The organism is Promicromonospora sp. NPDC059942 (assembly GCF_042731755.1).
Taxonomy (GTDB): domain Bacteria; phylum Actinomycetota; class Actinomycetes; order Actinomycetales; family Cellulomonadaceae; genus Promicromonospora.
This window is the reverse complement of the sequence record NZ_JBHWLR010000003.1, coordinates 419,723-435,944: the sequence shown is the minus strand read 5'-3', so window position 1 is coordinate 435,944 and position 16,222 is coordinate 419,723. Positions and strand designations below refer to the sequence as shown.

The window sequence follows — 16,222 nt, the reverse complement described above, 5'->3', positions numbered from 1 at the left end:
CGCGGTCTGGCGCGAGATCGGTCGCCCGATCGGCAGCCTGCTCCGCCGCCCGGTCAGCCGGCCGGCGTCGCCTCCGGAACCGGCGCCGTCGCGACGTCGAAGACGTGCATGATGCCGCGGTCCGTCGAGGCGGGCAGCACCACGGCGTCGACCGTCCTGTCCGGGTCCAGCGCGACGGGCCGCGTCGCGAACACGCGGAACGTGCCCGTCCCGGCCGTGCCGTTGCGGTTGTTGCGGCCCTGCACCTCGACCAGCGTCGTGTTGCCCGCACCGGGTGCCGCCGCCCAGTCGGTCAGCTCGACCTCGACCGGCTGGCGCGTGCCGTCCGTGTACTCGACGTACGCCGTCCCGCGCGCGGGGCCGTTCGTGGCCAGCCCGAGGAACGAGACCGACGACGCCGGGGCGTCGTCCAGCTCGACCCGCTGACCGGCGACGATCCAGTTGTCCGGCTCGCCGGCCCCGGCGTCGGGCCAGGTGAACGCGACACCCGTGTCCGCGCCGTCCACGCGCAGGGGCAGGCGCGCCCCCGGCGCGGCGCCCGCCGCCGTCAGACCCTCGCGCGACAGCGACCAGTCGCTCAGGTCCATCGACCCCAGGTTGCCGCGGCCGTCGGGCGTGGTGCCCACGTTGTTCCGGCCGTCCATCCCCTCGCTGTACGACGGCGGGACGTCGTCCGCCCCGGTGCCCCACGTACCCGGCTCGTCGGACATCGTGAACCGCAGCGTTCCGCCCTTCCGGGCGAACGACGCGTCGACGACGGACGCGTTCTGCGCCCGGCCGTTCACGCGCAGGCCGGTCGTGTACCGGCGCTCGCTGCTCGCGCCCGGCGCCACGATCTCGTAGTCCCGGTGGCTGTCGGCGGCGTCGATCGTGATGCGCTCCCACAGCGGGGCGCTGACCACCAGGTCCGCGGTGCCGTAGACCACGGGGTAGATGCCCAGGTTGGCCCAGACGTACCAGGCGCTCAGCCCGCCCTGGTCGTCGTTGCCGGGCAGGCCCGTCGGCGTCGTGTCGTACAGCTCGTTCACCGCGCGGTGCAGCACGTCCGTGGTCTTGTGTGGCTTGCCGAGCCAGTTGTAGACCCACGGGTTGGAGAAGCTGGGCTGGTTGCTCAGATAGCTGCCGGTCTGCGTGTAGGCGCCGGCGTCCAGGTGCTCCAGCAGCACGTCGAGCGCCTGCTCGGACGCCGCCACGCCGCCCCGCTTCTCGACCAGGGTGCCGATGTTGTGCGGCACCATCCAGCCGTACTGGTAGCCCGTCGACTGGTTGAACTGGCCGCGGCCCGCGGCGTCGTCCCGCACGCGCAGGTCGAACGACCGGTCGAAGCCGGTGCGCTCGCGCGGCCTGATGTGCTGGGTCACCGGGTCGAACACGTTCTGCCAGGACTGGGCGCGGACCATGAGGCGGTCGTGCGCGTCGTCGTCCCCGAGCCGCTCCGCGAGCTGCGCGATCGCGAAGTCCTCCACGGAGTACTCCAGGACGCGCGCCGTCGCGAAGTTGCCCTTGCGGTTCTCCACCATGCCGGTGGCGAGGTACTGGTAGGCGTCCGGGCGCGTGCTCTTGTCGCCCGGCAGGGACTGGGTCTGAAGGAGCGAGGCCAGCGCGGCCTCGCGGTCGTAGCCGGTGGCGCCGAAGTCGTCCATCGCGGCCAGCGCCACGGGCAGCGAGTCGGCGGCCATCCGGGCCTGCACCAGGTTCAGCGTCGGGCCGTCGTACCAGGTGCCGGTCTGCCGGGCCATGAGCACCAGCGACTGCGCGACGTCGTCCGCGACCTTCGGGAAGGCCATGGCGAGGAGCTGCGCGTGGCCGCGGTAGAAGTCCCAGCCGGCGAAGTTCACGTAGAGGTGGCGGCCCTTCTCGACGCGGTGCACCTCGCCGTCGTAGCCGACGTACTGCCCGTTGACGTCCTCGAACACGTTCGGGTGGTGCAGCACGTGGTAGAGCGCCGTGTAGAGCTTGGTGCGCTCGGCGTCGGTGTCGGTGCCCGCGTCGGGGCCGTCGCCGCCGTCCACCTCGATGGTCCCCAGCGCGTCGCGCCAGGTGTTCCGGGCGGCGGCGCGGACGGCGTCGAAGCTCTTGTTCCGCACCTCGGTGACGCGGTTGAGCGCCGCGTTCTCGACGCTCGTGTAGCTCAGGCCGATGCGCGCCGTCACGGTGCTGCCCGGCTCGAAGCCCAGGTAGGCGCCCGTGCCGTGCTTGGCCGTGGTGCCGGCCGCGTGGCTCGCGCCGGGCGTCACCGCGCCGTCGCCCCACACGCCGTGGGCCTTGATGGGGCGGTCGAACGTCGCCGAGAAGTGCACCGTGTAGTACGTGCCCTGGTTGCAGACGGCGCCCGCGGTGACGGTGCCGGTCACGGTGCGGCGGTCCGCGTCGACCGTGACCTCGCTGGTGCGGATCGAGTTGTTGGAGCCGGCGACGTCGAGCAGGAGGGTGGCGGCGTCGTTCGTGCCATCGGTGCCGGGGGTGCCGGCGGCGCCGGCCTCGGGGAAGGTGAAGGAGGCGACGGCGGTGCGCTGGCTCGCCGTCAGCCGGGTGCGGACGCCGTTGCTCGTCGTGACCTCGTAGAACCCGGGCTCGGCGCGCTCGTCGTCGTGGCTGAACGGCAGGTCGTAGTCCCGGATGTTCGACGCCGGGTCGGTCGGCAGGGCGCCGTCGTCGGTCAGGCTGCCGGTGAAGGGCAGGAGCGGGAAGTCGAAGCCGCTGTAGTTGCCCGTGCAGCCCGTGCCCGACAGCCGGGTCATGCCGAAGCCGCGGATCCGGTCGGCCGTGTACTCGTAGCCGCCCTTCTCGCCGTTGCTGCCCTCGCGGTACGTCGTGGGGCTGGGCTGCACCAGGCCGAACGGCACCGTGGCGCCCGGGAACGTGTTCCCGTAGGCGTCGTTGCTCTTGTTCTCCGTGGTGTCCAGCTCGGTGCCGATGAAGGGGTCGACGGCGTCGAACGGGGAGAGCTCGCGGGAGTGCGACGTCGCCTGCTGGGCCTGCTGGGCCTGCTCGGCCGCGGCGGGCTGGGCCGCCGCGGACAGCGTGACGGCGGGGGTGAGCGCGAGGAGCGTCACCACCCCCGCCGCGAGCGCCGCCCGGGTACCGGCGGGACGGGTGGGGCGCGATGCTGGGCGCCATCTGGATGAGGACATGACGAGTTCCTGACGTGTCCGGGGAAGGGTCGGCTCAGTGTGTTGGCCGAGGTCTTCGTCCAGATGAGCGCCGCACGGCCGCCGGGTGAACGCGCCGTGGCGGCCCGGCTACCGCTGGTGTGGCCCGGCTACCGCCGCAGGAAGTCGGTCACGGCCGCGAGGAACTCGTCGGGGGCCTCGTCGTGCACCATGTGGCCCACGCGGATCTCCACGAGCCGGCCGTGGGCCACGCGCGAGGTGAACTCCGCGAGGTCCGCCTGGTCCACGTTGCTCGTGGGGCCGCCCGCGACGACGAGCACCGGCGCCTCGATCCCCAGCGCGTCGTCCCACCAGGCCGGGTCGGGGTCGCCGCGCTGGGCGCGCAGGGCGTTGACGAGCGGCCAGTCGAACGGGACGGGGTGGTCCGGCTCGTCGAACGGCTCGAACCGCGGCCCGCCGGGGCGCGGCGGCGCGGCGTCCTCGAGGACGAGCCGGGTGACGGGGGCGGTGGACTGAGTCGGAGTCGGAGTCGGAGTCGGGGTCGGCTCGTCGCTGGCGGCGGGCGCGGTGGCGTTCAGGGCGGTGGTGACCAGGGCCGCCGTGACGGCGCCCATCGAGTGCCCGACGATCGCGAAGCCGTCCGGGGCCGCGACCGGGCGGGCCGCGACCGTGCCGCCGGCGTCGGCCGCGCCGGCGGCGTCGTCCTGGGCGGTCACGCCGAGGGCGGCACAGAACGCGAGGGTGTCGGCCGTCATCAGCTCGTACGAGTACTGCCCGGGGCGGTCGCTGTCGCCGTGGCCGCGCGCGTCGGGGGCCAGGACGCGGTAGCCGAGCGCCGCGAGGTCGTCGAGCAGGGGATCCCAGGACAGCGAGCTCTCGCCGAGGGCGTGCAGCAGGAGCAGCACCGGTGCGGCGGGGTCGCCGGCCTCGCGGTAGGCGAGGCGCAGGGGAGCGGTGGCGGCCGGTCCGACGGTGTCGGGCGCGGCGTTGGTTGGCCTGGTGGCGGTGGGCGCGACGGCGTCGTCGTGCCGCAGGGGTGCGTGCTGGATGTCGACGTGGCGGACCGGGTGCTGGGCTGCGGTGGTCATCCGCGCAAGTATGCCGAGCCCGGGACCGGCCGTTGACCAGCGGGAACAACCGGCCGGGAAAATCCGCTGACCGCGTACGGGTCCGGCCGCTACGGTCGGGCGTCGCTGACGCACCGGACGGAGGTGAGACGTGTGAGCAGCAACAAGAAGGACCGAACCCGGCACAGGCACGCGCTCCCGGCCGAGGCCGTGCGCGAACGCGCCGAGCATGCCCGGTCGGGCGCGGCCGGGGTGCACGACGATCAGCAGGCCCGGGCCTACCGCACCGGCGCCACCAACCGGGTGGGCTCCCGGTCGGCCCGTGTCCGCGCCACCATCCGAGCCGACGAGCGCTGACCCGCGCGAGGCCACACGGGGCGGGGCCGCAGTGCCGCCGAGATCGGTCCCTTGCGTCGAGACCGGTCGGTCGCCCGACCGATCTCGACACAACCGACCGATCTCGTCCAGCCCGGTCGGCACTGGACTGAGCACGAGCTGCCCGTCCGGCAGCGGACCGATCTCATTCAGCCCGTCCGGCAGCGGACCGATCTCGTGCTGCCCGGTCAACATTCGGACGACGCCGACCACGCGCCCGCGCCGTGGCGGGGCCGTCGATGTGCGCTTCTACCCCGTCATTGGGCCCGAAACACGGCTGATTCCGGGCCCAATGACGGGGTAGAAGCGCACCTCCGTCCGCCGCACCTCCGCACACCGCGCCTCCCGGCACCCCCACGCGCATCCGGCCGACGCCGGGCAGCGCGCAACGGGCAGAGGCCGGGGTCAGTGGTGGTGGTGCTCGGCCGTCGTCACCGGGGTCGCGCCCGGGCGGGTCCACTGGATGGCCGGCCGGCCGCCGGTCCAGCTGTTGCCGGCGCCGTCCTCGTGGGTGCGCCAGAACCAGCCCGGACCCTTGCCCTCCGGCCAGCCCGCAGGGGAGTCCTGCCACGACTCCAGCCGGCCGCGCGCCGTCATGTCGAGCAGCGCCAGCGCCGGCATGGTGGCCTCCGCGCCCCGTCCGGTGACCGAGTTGGTGAGGAACACCCGGTCGCCCTGCCGCAGGAAGCACACCCAGGTGCCGAACTCGTCGCCGCCCACGATCTCGTCCGCACCGTCCTGCGCGGAGTAGTCCAGCACGGAGTACCAGTGCTCCGGGTACCCCATGAACTCCACGAACGGCGCGAGCTCCGTGTACGGCGCCTTGGCGAACACCGCGAACGAGACGCCGCGGGCGGTGAGGTAGGCCGGGTCCTGCACCGCCCAGTAGGTCAGGGTGCAACCCTCGCACTGGTTCTCGAACGGCTCGCCCGGGTGCCACATGTGCTTGTAGACGATCAGCTCCTCGCGGCCCTGGAACAGGTCCAGCAGCGTGGTGGGCCCGTCCGGTCCGACGACGACGGCGCCCGCGTCGACCTCCGTCATCGGCAGCCGGCGCCGCGCCGCCGCGATGGCATCGCCCTCGTGCGTGTGCGCCTTCTCCCGCACCAGCAGCTCGTCGCGCGCGGCCTGCCAGGCGGTCCGGTCGACGACGGGCGGCACGCCGGGGGAGCCTGCCTGGGCGCTCGCGGCACCTTCCTGGTCGGGGTGGTGCTCATGTGTCGTGGTCATGTGCTCTCCTCGGTCGACGGGCTGCCCGGCGTGCGGACGACGCCTCTCCACGTACCGACGACCAGCCACGTCGAAGCTCATCGGCCGGGCGTCCATGAGGACGACGAACGGGCCACGCCCAGAACGACATCCTGCTCAGAACGACACCCGCCGACGGAACGGTCCGGGAGGCGGCCTGTGGCGACGTCGGCACATTCCTGCGCGGTCGGCAGTCTGCATCGAGGTCGGCACAGGCCTGTGCCGACCTCGATGCCAACTGCCGACTTTGTGCGGCAAACTGCCGTCGTCGCAGCGGACTGCGGACTTTGTGCGGCAAACTGCCGTCGTCGCAGCGGACTGCCGACTTTGTGCGGCAAACTGCCGTCGTCGCAGCGGACTGCGGACTTTGTGCGGCAAACTGCCGACGTCGGCGCGGACTGCCGAGTTCGCGGGGCAAACTGCCGTCGTCGGCGGCGAGTCCGACTACCGCAGCGCCGCCGAGACGATCTCCAGGGCCTCGGCCCGGCTGATCCCGAGGGCGCGGGTCGTCTCCGCGTACTGCGTCGCGGCGTCCTGGGCCAGGGCGAGGCGCTGGTTGCCGGCAGCGCTGACGAACGTCCCGGCGCGGCCGCGGGTCTCGACGAGCCCGGCCGCCTCCAGCTCGCGGTACGCGCGAGCCACGGTGTTCACGGCGATCCCGAGGTCGGCGGCCAGGGCCCGCACGGTCGGGAGCCGCGCGCCGACGGGCAGGGTCCGGTCCGCCATCTGCTGCGCGAGCGTGGTGCGCACCTGCTCGTACGGCGGGACGGAGGACTCGGCGTCGATGCTGATCACGCTCGCCACAGTACAAGCGCGACCCACGCCGGACAGGCCGGAACACGCCCCACGCGACGCGGCCACGCCCGTCACACCACGCCCGTCACACCACGCCCGCCGGCCACGCCCGTCACACCACGCCCGCCGGCCACGCCCGTCACACCACGCCCGCCGGCCACGCCCGTCACACCACGCAGAGCTCGTTCCCCTCCGGGTCGCGCACCGTGACGTGGTCCAGGCCCGCCGGCCCGGGGGCCTCCCACGCGATCGTGCCGCCTGCCGCGACCAGCTCGGCGACCTTGGCGCGGATGCGTTCCTCGCGCACCTGCGGCGGGAGGTCACGTCCGCCCGAGACCTGAAGGTCCACGTGCACGCGGTTCTTGACCGTCTTGGGCTCGGGCACCCGGAGGAACGACACGGACGGCAGCCGCCCCTCGGGGTCGGCGAGGTAGGCGACGTCGTGCCACTCCTCCTCGGGCACGCCCTGCGCGGCCAGCCAGTCCTCCCAGGAGCCCCACCCCGCGGGCGGCGGGCGCTCGGCGTAGCCGAGCGCGAGCATCCAGAACGGGGCGACGGCGCGGACGTCGGTGCAGTCGATGGTGAGGGACCAGGCAGTGGTCATACCCGCACGCTAAGGGGTCGCCACGTCCGCCGCACGGTGGTAGACATGACGGACATATACGGAACTTGGGGCGAGGGGGAGCCGTGGCTGAGACGTACGAGATCAAGGGTGAGGGCGGCGTGGTGCTGGAGGTGCTCGGGCCCGACGACGAGCCGCAGGGCGAGGTGACCGAGCCCTGGACGCCCCCGGAACCCACCGAGACCCCGGAGACGCCGCAGATTCCAGAACCCACCACGACCCCCGAACCGCCCGAGCCGGCCGTCGAGCCCACCGCCACGGTGAGCATCGCGACCCGCGCGTCCTGGGGCGCCCGCTATCCCGACGGCGACCTGACGCTGACCGGCCCCGCCGTCGAGGTGTGGGTGCACCACTCGGTCACGGCTCAGCTCTCGCCCGGCGCGAGCGTGGCCGCCGAGGCCGAGCAGATGCGCGCGCTGGAGAGCGTGGGCCAGACCCGGTTCGGCACCGGCATCTCGTACAACGTGGTGATCTTCCCCTCCGGCCGGGCCTACCAGGGCGTGAGCTGGAACCGCCGCGGCACCCACACCGGCGGCCGCAACAGCACCTCCCGGTCCATCTGCTTCGCCGGCAACTACGAGACCAACAACCCCACCGCCGCCCAGATCTCCACGGCCGCGGCCATCTACGACGCCGGCAAGGGCCGCTGGTGGACCCAGGGCGCGCCGCTCGGCGGCCACCGCGACGTCTCGCAGACCGCCTGCCCCGGCCGCAACCTGTACGCGCGCCTCGACGACATCCGCGCCGGCGAGGGCTCCACCCCGCCCAGCCCGGGGGAGCCCGGCGGCCTGACCGTCGACGGCTTCTGGGGCTCGTCCACCACCCGCCGCCTCCAGCAGGAGCTCGGCACCCCGGTCGACGGCGTCGTCTCGTCCCAGAGCGTCGCCTGGCGTGACGTCAACCCGGGCCTGACCACCGGCTGGCGCTGGGTCACCGACGCCCAGGGCTCCCGCGTGATCGCCGCCCTGCAGCGCAAGATCGGCATGCCCGCCGACCAGCGCGACGGCAAGATCGGCCCGCAGACCATCCGCGCCCTCCAGCGCTACCTCGGCACCCCGGTCGACGGCGTCATCTCGCGCGACTCCCGCGCCGTCATGGCCCTGCAGCGCCGCCTCAACCAGGGCCGCGTCTGACGACGGCCGGGTCGGCCAGGTTCGCGTCGGCCAGGCCCGTCCGACGACGGCGGGCCGGGCCCGACCGCAGCCCACCGACCCCGCGCCGCGATCACCGCTAGTCTCGCGTCCATGACCGACGCCGCCCAGCGCCCCGCACCCGACCAGCCCGCCGGCCGCCCCGCACCCGGCCCGATCCCGCTCGGCACCGCACCCCGGCCCACCTTCGGCGTCGATCTGGAGGCGCGGATCCGAGCGACGTTGACGGACGAGCTCGGCGGCCAGGCGCTGAGGCTGGACCACGCGCCGATCACGGCGGAGCTCGACGGCGCCGACATCACGTCGGCCGTCATCGATCTGTCGGGCGTCGCCGTCTCGCTGCCGCAGGCCGCGCAGGCCGGTCACCCGCATCACGCCGCGCACCCGGGCCACCACACCGGCCCGCAGGCCGCGCGCGAGCGCGCCGGCTGGCACCCCGAGGTGATCGCCAGCGAGCGCGGCACGCTCCATCACCTGCGGATCGACGCCCACCGGCTCGTCGCGGTGGACCTGCCCGTGGACATCACCGCCGAGCTCACGAACCTGCGGTTCGACTGGGTCGAGGGCTCCGACGGCCGCGTGGGCATCCAGCCCGTCGAGCCCAGCGCCGACCACCCGGTCTCCGGCCACGCCCGGGTCGCCGTCGACAAGGCGGGCCTGGTCGCGACGGCGCGCGGGGTGCTCACCGTCGTGCTGCTGCAGCAGGGCATCACACTGACCGGGCTGGACCTCGACGTGGTCTCGCAGGGCCCGCGGGCCGCGACGCTCCGGGTCGACGCCGCGATCAGGAAGGGCGTGTTCCTCTCGGCGCGGGTGCAGGCCACGGCGTCGGTCAGCATCGACGAGAACATGGTGCTCGCCGTGCGCGACGTGCAGCTCGGCAGCGGCAACCCGCTGGTCGCCGCGCTGCTCGGGACGATCCGCGGCAAGGTCGAGGCCGCCACGAGCCGGGACATCGACCTGGCCGAGAAGCTGCCGGACGGCGTCCGCCTGGCCGACGTCCGCCTGGACGTTGGCCGCGAGATCGTGGCCAGCGCCCGCCTCTCCTGAGCCGGAGGGGCGCGGCCCGAGACCGTCGCCCCGTCCCGGCCGGGGTACGTTGGGCGCATGTCCGTCAGCGCTCAGACCGGCCCGTCCACCAGGACGGGAGCCACCGCCGGAACCGCCCGCACCGCGACGACCGGTCAGCGCGGCGGCTACGCCAAGGGCCGCGCGACGCAGCAGGAGATCATCCGCGCGGCGATCCTCGTGTTCGCCGACGTCGGCTTCCACGGCGCCTCCCTGCGGGACATCGCGGCCCGGGTGGGCATCTCCCACCCGGGCCTGCTGCACCACTTCCCGAACAAGGCCGCCCTGCTGGAGGCCGTGCTGGAGTACCGCGACGCCGTGGACGAGCAGTCCTTCCAGGAGGACATGGAGCGCGGCTCCGAGTACTTCGAGGCCCTGCTGAACCTCGTGGAGCGCAACCGGCTGCGCCGTCCGCTCGTCGAGCTGTTCGCCGGGCTGTCCACCGAGGCCACCTCGCCGGACCACCCGGCGCACGAGTACTTCCGGCGCCGGTACGCGCGCGTGCTGGGCGAGCAGTCCCAGCTCCTCCGGGAGCGGGCCGCGCGGGGCGGCCTCGCTCCCGGGGTGGACCCGGACCAGGCGGCGCGCACCGTGGTGGCGCTCATGGACGGCCTGCAGATCCAGTGGCTCTTCTCCCTGGAACGGCCGGGCGCCGAGCGGGTCGACATGGCTGCCGACCTGCGCGGCTACCTGAACCTCATCCTGCGCTGACCGCGCCGGGCGCTCAGCCGTTCGCCTCCGCCAGGAGCGCCGTCAGGCCGTCCCGGTCGAACCCGCCCATGCCGAAGTCGGCGACGACGGTCAGCGGCATGTCGCCGATCATGCCGAGCATGTCCTCGGCCACGGCGCCGCCGTGCACGAGCGCCTGGATGCGCGGCCCGACGACGGGGTGCGCCATCGCCTCCGCAACCGTCGAGAGCGGCTCCAGGGGCAGGCGCACGTCCTCGCCCTCGACGACGACGGTCGCCGCACCGCGCAGGTCGCGCGACGAGGCGCCCACGGAGATCACGAACTCGCCGCCCTCGACCACCCAGCGGCGCAGCACGGGGTGCCAGTAGGCCAGGTCGCGGCCCACGAGGTCGAGCGTGACCTCGCGCGACTCGCCCGGTTCCAGGTCGACCTTGGCGAACGCCTTGAGCTCCCGCTCCGGTCGCTGCACCTGGGACTCGGGGTCGCCGACGTACACCTGCACGACGTCGGCGCCCGACCGCTCGCCGGTGTTGGTGACGGTCACGGTCACGCGCACCACGGCGTCGTCGGCCGCGGCGTCGTCCGCCCCGGACGCCGTGCGCAGCACCTCGGCGGCCACGCCGTCGTAGGCGAACGTGGTGTACGACAGGCCGTGGCCGAACGGGAAGGCGACGTCCGCCTGCCGCGCGTCGTACCAGCGGTAGCCCACCAGCAGGCCCTCGCCGTAGCGCACGTGCCCCAGCTCGCCGGGGAAGTTGCCGTAGGACGGGTTGTCCTGAAGCCGCAGCGGGATCGTCTCGGCCAGGCGCCCGGCCGGGTTCACCGCCCCGAGCAGCACGTCGACGACGGCGGAGCCGCCGGCCTGGCCGCCCAGCCAGCCCTCGACCACGGCCGGGGCGAGGTGCCGCCACGCCGCGACGGAGACGGCCGAGCCGTTCGCCAGCACGACGACGACGCGCGGGTTGACCGCCGCGACGGCCTCCAGCAGCGCGACCTGCTCGGCGGGCAGGTCCATGTGCGCGCGGTCGAAGCCCTCCGACTCGTAGGAGGCGGGCAGGCCCAGGAACACCAGCACGGTCCCGGCGGCGCGGGCCACCTCGGCGGCCTCGGCCAGCAGGGCCGCCGCGTCCGTGCCCGAGCCTGCGTCGGCGCCGTCGACCGTGTACCCGGCCGCGAACGGCACCTCGGCGCCCGTCGCGGCGCGGAGCGCGGACAGCGCGTCGTCGAGCCGCGTGGGGTTGACCTGCGAGGACCCGGCGCCCTGGTAGCGCGGCGTGCGGGCCAGCTCGCCGACGACGGCGACGCCGTCGGCCGAGTCGAGCGGCAGCAGCGGCGCACCGGCCGAGCCGTCGGCCGCGGGGGCGGCGTCGTTCTTCAGCAGCACCGTCCCGGCAGCCGCGGCCTCGCGGGCCAGGGCGTGGTGGGCGTCGACGTCGAAGCCCTCACCGGAAGCCGCGGCGGCGTCCAGCGCCGGCAGCGAGCGCGCCACGAGGCGCAGCACGCGGCGGGCCGCGACGTCGACCACGGCCTCGTCGAGCGTGCCGGCGCGCACCGCGGCGACGACCTCGGCGTCGGTGCGGCCGCCCGAGGCGGGCATCTCCAGGTCGAGCCCGGCGGCGACGGCGGCGACGCGGTCGCGCACCGCGCCCCAGTCGGACACGACGAGCCCCTCGAAGCCCCACTCGTCGCGCAGCACCTCGGTGAGCAGCCAGTGGTTCTGCGACGCGTAGACGTCGTTGATCTTGTTGTACGAGCACATCACCGTCCACGGCTGTGCCCGCTTGACCACGCGCTCGAACCCGGGCAGGTAGATCTCGCGCAGGGTGCGCTCGTCGACGTCGGCCGAGACGCGCATGCGGTCGGCCTCCTGGTTGTTGGCCGCGAAGTGCTTGAGCGAGGTGCCGACGCCCTGGGACTGGATGCCGGCCACGAGGGCGGTGCCGAGCTCGCCCGAGATCACCGGGTCCTCGGACAGGTACTCGAAGTTGCGCCCGTTGAGCGGCGAGCGCTTGATGTTGATGCCGGGGCCCAGCAGCACGGCGACGTCGTTGACGCGCGTCTCGCGGCCCAGCGCCTCGCCGACCCGGCGCAGCAGCGCGGGGTCCCACGTGGAGCCGAGCGTGGCCGCGGGCGGGAAGCAGGTGGCGGGCACGGAGGTGCCGAGCCCCAGGTGGTCGGGGGTCTCGGCCTGCTTGCGCAGCCCGTGCGGGCCGTCGGTGACCATGACGCCGGGCACGGCCACGCCGTCCCGGTCGACCGGCTGCGTGGTCCAGAAGTCCAGGCCCGACAGCAGCGACGCCTTCTCCTCGAGCGTGAGGGCGGCGAGCACGCGCTCGACGTCGAACGCGCGGCTTCCGGCGCCCGATCCTGCGGCTGCCGGCGCCTCGGTGGTCTCCTCGATGGTCATGTGTGCACTCCTTAGCCTGGACTGTTGCGCTGCAAACCTACCGAGTGGTAGAAATTCAAAAACTACCACCCGGTAGCCGTTGACGACAGCGGCCCACCGGGAGCCCGCCCAGCCGGGGCAGTGCTGCCCCACCCAGGAGTCACCATGGCAACTCTCGATTCGCGTCCCGCGCAGGACCCGGCCGCCACGCCGCCGCGCCCGGCAGCCCACCCGGCGCCGTCCAAGGCCGGCGGCACCGGCCTCGTCCTCGCCTACGTCGCCGCGTTCTTCGCGCTCTACGTGGCGCTCCTGACGCCCGTGATCAGCACGCTCGCGCTGCGGGTCAGTGCCCTGTCCACCCCCGAGACCCGCGCCGCCGACCTCGCGCTCGTCACCGGCGTCGGCGCCTTCTTCGCGTTCGTGGCCAACCCGCTCGCGGGCGCCCTGTCCGACCGCACCACCTCCCGCCTCGGCATGCGCCGCCCGTGGCTGCTGTGGGGCGTGCTGCTCGGCTCCGCCGGCATCGCGATCATCGCGGTCGCGCCGAACATCGCCGTGGTCGCCATCGGCTGGGCGATCGCGCAGACGGCGTTCAACGGCACCCAGGCCGCCCTCCAGGCCCTGCTGCCGGACCAGGTCTCCGAGCGCCTGCGCGCCCGCGTCTCCGGCTGGCTCGGCATCGCGCAGAACCTCGCGCCGCTGGCCGGCATCGGTATCGCGGCCTGGCTGACGGCGGCCGGCGCGGGCTCGGCCTGGCTGTTCCTCCTGCCCACGGCGCTGGCGATCGTCGGCGTGCTCGCGCTGGTCGCCGTCCTGAAGGACCGCCGCCTCGACCCGGCCGACGTCGAGCCGTTCCACCTGGGCCGCTTCCTCGCGGGCTTCTGGGTCTCGCCGCGCAAGCACCCCGACTTCGGCTGGGCCTTCGCCGGCCGCTTCCTGCTGCTGTTCGGCTTCGCGCTGTACAACAGCTACCAGGTGTACTTCCTGCAGGACCGGTTCGGGATGGACGAGCCGACGGCGCTCGGCTGGCAGCTGCGGCTCATGGTGCTCCAGGCGGCCGTGCTGCTGCTGGCCGGCGCCGCGGGCGGCGCGCTGTCGGACCGCACCGGCCGCCGCAAGGTGTTCGTCATCGTCTCCACCGTGCTCGCGGGCGCGGGCCTGCTTGTGTTCGCCTTCGCCGGCGCGCCGAGCCACCTGTACCTCGGGGCCGCCCTGTTCGGCGCGGGCCTGGGTGCGTACTTCGCCGTCGACCTGGCGCTCGTCACGGACGTGCTGCCGAACAAGGACACCGAGGCCGCCAAGAACATGGGCGTCTTCAACATCGCCAACGCCCTGCCGCAGTCGCTCGCGCCGGCCCTCGCCCCCGCGCTGCTGGCGATCGGCCCGGCCTCCGGGGCGGGCGGCAACTACACGTCGCTTTTCCTGGTGGGCGCGCTGGTCGTCGTGGTCGGCGCCGTGAGCACCATGTTCATCCGGGGTGCGCGATGACGGCGACCGAGGTGGGCCGCGAGGCGCTGCCCGTGGCGGCGTCCGACACGGTGCCGTACCGCGATCCCGCGCTGCCCGCCGCCGAGCGGGTCGCCGACCTGCTGGGCCGGATGTCCCTGGCCGAGAAGGCCGGGCAGATGTTCCAGACCATGGTCGAGGTGGGCCCCGGCGGCACGCTGGCCGACGAGCCGTCCGACCACGGCATGCCCGGCACGTCCGAGCTCGTGCTCGACCGGCACCTGACGCACCTCAACGTGCTCGCCGCGCCGCCCACCGCTCGCGAGTTCGCCGTCTGGCACAACCGGCTGCAGCGCCTGGCCGCCGACACCCGGCTCGGCATCCCGGTGACCATCGCCTCCGACCCGCGGCACGGCTTCACGGACAACCCGGGCGCGGCCCTGCTGTCGGGGCCGTTCTCGCAGTGGCCCGAGACGCTGGGCCTGGCCGCGACCCGCGACGAGCGGCTGGTCGAGGAGCACGGCGACGCCGCCCGCCAGGAGTACCTCGCCGTCGGCATCCGGACGGCGCTGCACCCGCAGGTGGACCTCGTGACCGAGCCCCGCTGGGCGCGCGGCGGGGGCACCTTCGGCGAGGACGCCGACCTCACCGGACGCCTGGGCGCCGCCTACGTGCGCGGCCTCCAGGCCGGGGGCGACGTCGCGCGCGAGGCGGGCCTGGACGGCGCGTTCGGGCCCGACAGCGTGTCCACGATGACCAAGCACTTCCCGGGCGGCGGCCCGCAGCTCGACGGCGAGGACCCGCACTTCGCCTACGGCCGCGAGCAGGTCTACCCGGGCGGGCAGTTCGACCTGCACCTGGAGCCGTTCAAGGCGCTGCTCGCCGCCGGCACGCGGCAGATGATGCCGTACTACGGCATGCCCGTGGGGCTGCGCGCGGACCTCGGCTCCGGCCCGGAGGACGTCGAGCAGGTCGGGTTCGGCTTCAACCGCGGCGTGCTCACGCGGCTGCTGCGCGAGCACCTCGGGTTCGACGGCATCATCTGCACCGACTGGGGCCTGGTGACCGACGTCGAGATGTTCGGCCTCCCGTTCCCCGCCCGCGCCTGGGGTGTGGAGCACCTGAGCCCGCTGGAGCGCGTGGCGAAGATCCTGGACGCCGGCGCCGACCAGCTCGGCGGCGAGGCCTGCCCGGAGCACGTGGTCGAGCTCGTGCGCTCGGGGCGGGTGCCCGAGGCGCGCATCGACGCCTCGGTGCGGCGGCTGCTGGCCGAGAAGTTCGAGCTCGGCCTGTTCGACGACCGCCGGTACGTCGACGAGGACGCCGCGGCCGTCGTCGTCGGCCGCGCGGACCTGGTCGCCGCGGGACGGCGGGCGCAGTCGCGGTCGGTGACGGTGCTGCGCAACGCGGGATCTGCTGGTGCCGTCGTGGGCGGCGTCGCGGACGGCGTCGTCGGCGGGGGAGCGGGCGGCGCGGCGCGACTGCCGCTCGCGCCCGGCCTGCGCCTGTACGCGGAGGGCGTGCCCGACGGCGAGGTGGCCGGCTTCCGGCGCGTGGCGACCCCCGCCGAGGCGGACGTCGCGCTGCTGCGCGTCGACCCGCCGTTCGAGGAGCGCGGCCCGGGCTTCGAGAGCTTCTTCCACGCGGGGTCGCTCGAGCTCGCCGACGACGTCGTGGCGCACGTCGCCGAGGTGGCCGCGGCCGTGCCGACCGTCGTGGACGCGCACCTGGACCGCCCCGCGGTCCTGACGCCGCTGCTGGAGCTGCCCGGCACGACCACGCTCGTCGTCACGTTCGGCGTCGGCGCCCCCGCGCTGCTCGACGCGCTCACCGGCGCTGTCCCGCCCGAGGGCCGGCTGCCGTTCGACCTGCCGCGGTCGACGGCGGCGGTCGAGCAGTCCCGCTCGGACGTCCCGTTCGACACGGAGGACCCGCTGTTCCGCTTCGGCCACGGCGAGCCGCTGGAGGTGGCGGACGGCGCACCGGTGTGACCGGTCGTCGGCCCGCGCCGTCGTCCGACGTCAAGGGCGGCACGCGGCCTGACCTGCCGTGACAGTCGGCACGCGGCCCGACCCTCAGCCTCGACTTGAGGGTGAGCCGGAGCCAACCTTCAACCTTGAGTTGAGGCTGACCCCCACGCTCCGGCTGCCCCACACCCGGTGTTGGGCAAAAGAAGTTGTTGTCCCAGGGCGCCCCCGCCTGGAAAAAACTCCGTTGGCACAACCCAGAAGGGGGGAGAGGGGAAGGCCATGAAGGGTGGG

General features: G+C 74.2%; 12 protein-coding genes. 6 read left to right on the top strand and 6 right to left on the bottom strand.

All coding sequences use genetic code 11. The features are described from left to right. Window positions 1–53: 53 nt before the first annotated feature. Together ACFV9Q_RS06985 and ACFV9Q_RS06980 are read right to left on the bottom strand one after the other, a co-directional pair. Window positions 54–3,134, bottom strand: a complete 3,081-nt coding sequence (locus tag ACFV9Q_RS06985) for a GH92 family glycosyl hydrolase (protein ID WP_377233777.1) — start codon at window positions 3,132–3,134, stop codon at window positions 54–56. Between the two features lie 128 nt (window positions 3,135–3,262). Further along, window positions 3,263–4,201 (bottom strand): alpha/beta fold hydrolase, encoded by a 939-nt coding sequence (locus tag ACFV9Q_RS06980; protein ID WP_377233776.1) that lies wholly within the window; start codon window positions 4,199–4,201, stop codon window positions 3,263–3,265. A 132-nt stretch (window positions 4,202–4,333) separates the two neighbouring features. Here ACFV9Q_RS06980 and ACFV9Q_RS06975 point away from each other — a divergent pair, with 132 nt between their 5' ends. Further along, a complete protein-coding gene (locus tag ACFV9Q_RS06975; protein WP_377233775.1) occupies window positions 4,334–4,537 on the top strand; it encodes a hypothetical protein in 204 nt (67 codons plus the stop codon). 423 nt (window positions 4,538–4,960) lie between these two features. On the opposite strand, the gene ACFV9Q_RS06970 is transcribed toward ACFV9Q_RS06975, so the two are convergent. From ACFV9Q_RS06970 to ACFV9Q_RS06960, 3 genes are all read right to left on the bottom strand, one after another. After that, the gene (locus tag ACFV9Q_RS06970) at window positions 4,961–5,785 is read right to left on the bottom strand and encodes a DUF899 family protein (RefSeq protein WP_377233774.1); all 825 of its coding nucleotides are present in this window, start codon (window positions 5,783–5,785) and stop codon (window positions 4,961–4,963) included. A 462-nt stretch (window positions 5,786–6,247) separates the two neighbouring features. Beyond that, window positions 6,248–6,607 (bottom strand): GntR family transcriptional regulator, encoded by a 360-nt coding sequence (locus ACFV9Q_RS06965; RefSeq protein WP_377233773.1) that lies wholly within the window; start codon window positions 6,605–6,607, stop codon window positions 6,248–6,250. A gap of 157 nt (window positions 6,608–6,764) precedes the next feature. Next, window positions 6,765–7,202: a VOC family protein gene (locus ACFV9Q_RS06960; RefSeq protein ID WP_377233772.1), complete on the bottom strand. Its 438-nt coding sequence runs from the start codon at window positions 7,200–7,202 to the stop codon at window positions 6,765–6,767. Window positions 7,203–7,285: 83 nt separating this feature from the next. On the opposite strand from ACFV9Q_RS06960, the gene ACFV9Q_RS06955 reads away from it, so the two are divergent. From ACFV9Q_RS06955 to ACFV9Q_RS06945, 3 genes are all read left to right on the top strand, one after another. Continuing rightward, entirely contained in the window at window positions 7,286–8,353 is a 1,068-nt protein-coding gene (locus tag ACFV9Q_RS06955; protein ID WP_377233771.1) for a peptidoglycan recognition family protein, read from the top strand. Between the two features lie 111 nt (window positions 8,354–8,464). Continuing rightward, the gene (locus ACFV9Q_RS06950; RefSeq protein ID WP_377233770.1) at window positions 8,465–9,421 is read left to right on the top strand and encodes a hypothetical protein; all 957 of its coding nucleotides are present in this window, start codon (window positions 8,465–8,467) and stop codon (window positions 9,419–9,421) included. A 57-nt stretch (window positions 9,422–9,478) separates the two neighbouring features. Then, a complete protein-coding gene (locus ACFV9Q_RS06945; protein ID WP_377233769.1) occupies window positions 9,479–10,150 on the top strand; it encodes a TetR/AcrR family transcriptional regulator in 672 nt (223 codons plus the stop codon). 13 nt (window positions 10,151–10,163) lie between these two features. Here the strand turns inward: ACFV9Q_RS06945 and ACFV9Q_RS06940 are convergent, their stop codons facing one another. Beyond that, window positions 10,164–12,536 carry a glycoside hydrolase family 3 C-terminal domain-containing protein gene (locus ACFV9Q_RS06940; RefSeq protein WP_377233768.1) on the bottom strand — a complete coding sequence of 791 codons (2,373 nt, stop codon included), beginning with the start codon at window positions 12,534–12,536 and terminating at the stop codon, window positions 10,164–10,166. Between the two features lie 144 nt (window positions 12,537–12,680). Here ACFV9Q_RS06940 and ACFV9Q_RS06935 point away from each other — a divergent pair, with 144 nt between their 5' ends. Beyond that, window positions 12,681–14,003, top strand: coding sequence for an MFS transporter (locus tag ACFV9Q_RS06935; RefSeq protein ID WP_377233767.1), 1,323 nt, complete (start codon window positions 12,681–12,683; stop codon window positions 14,001–14,003). Continuing rightward, complete coding sequence (locus ACFV9Q_RS06930) at window positions 14,000–15,952, top strand: glycoside hydrolase family 3 protein (protein ID WP_377233766.1); 1,953 nt, start codon at window positions 14,000–14,002, stop codon at window positions 15,950–15,952. The genes ACFV9Q_RS06935 and ACFV9Q_RS06930 overlap by 4 nt, the downstream gene beginning before the upstream one ends. Window positions 15,953–16,222: the final 270 nt, after the last annotated feature.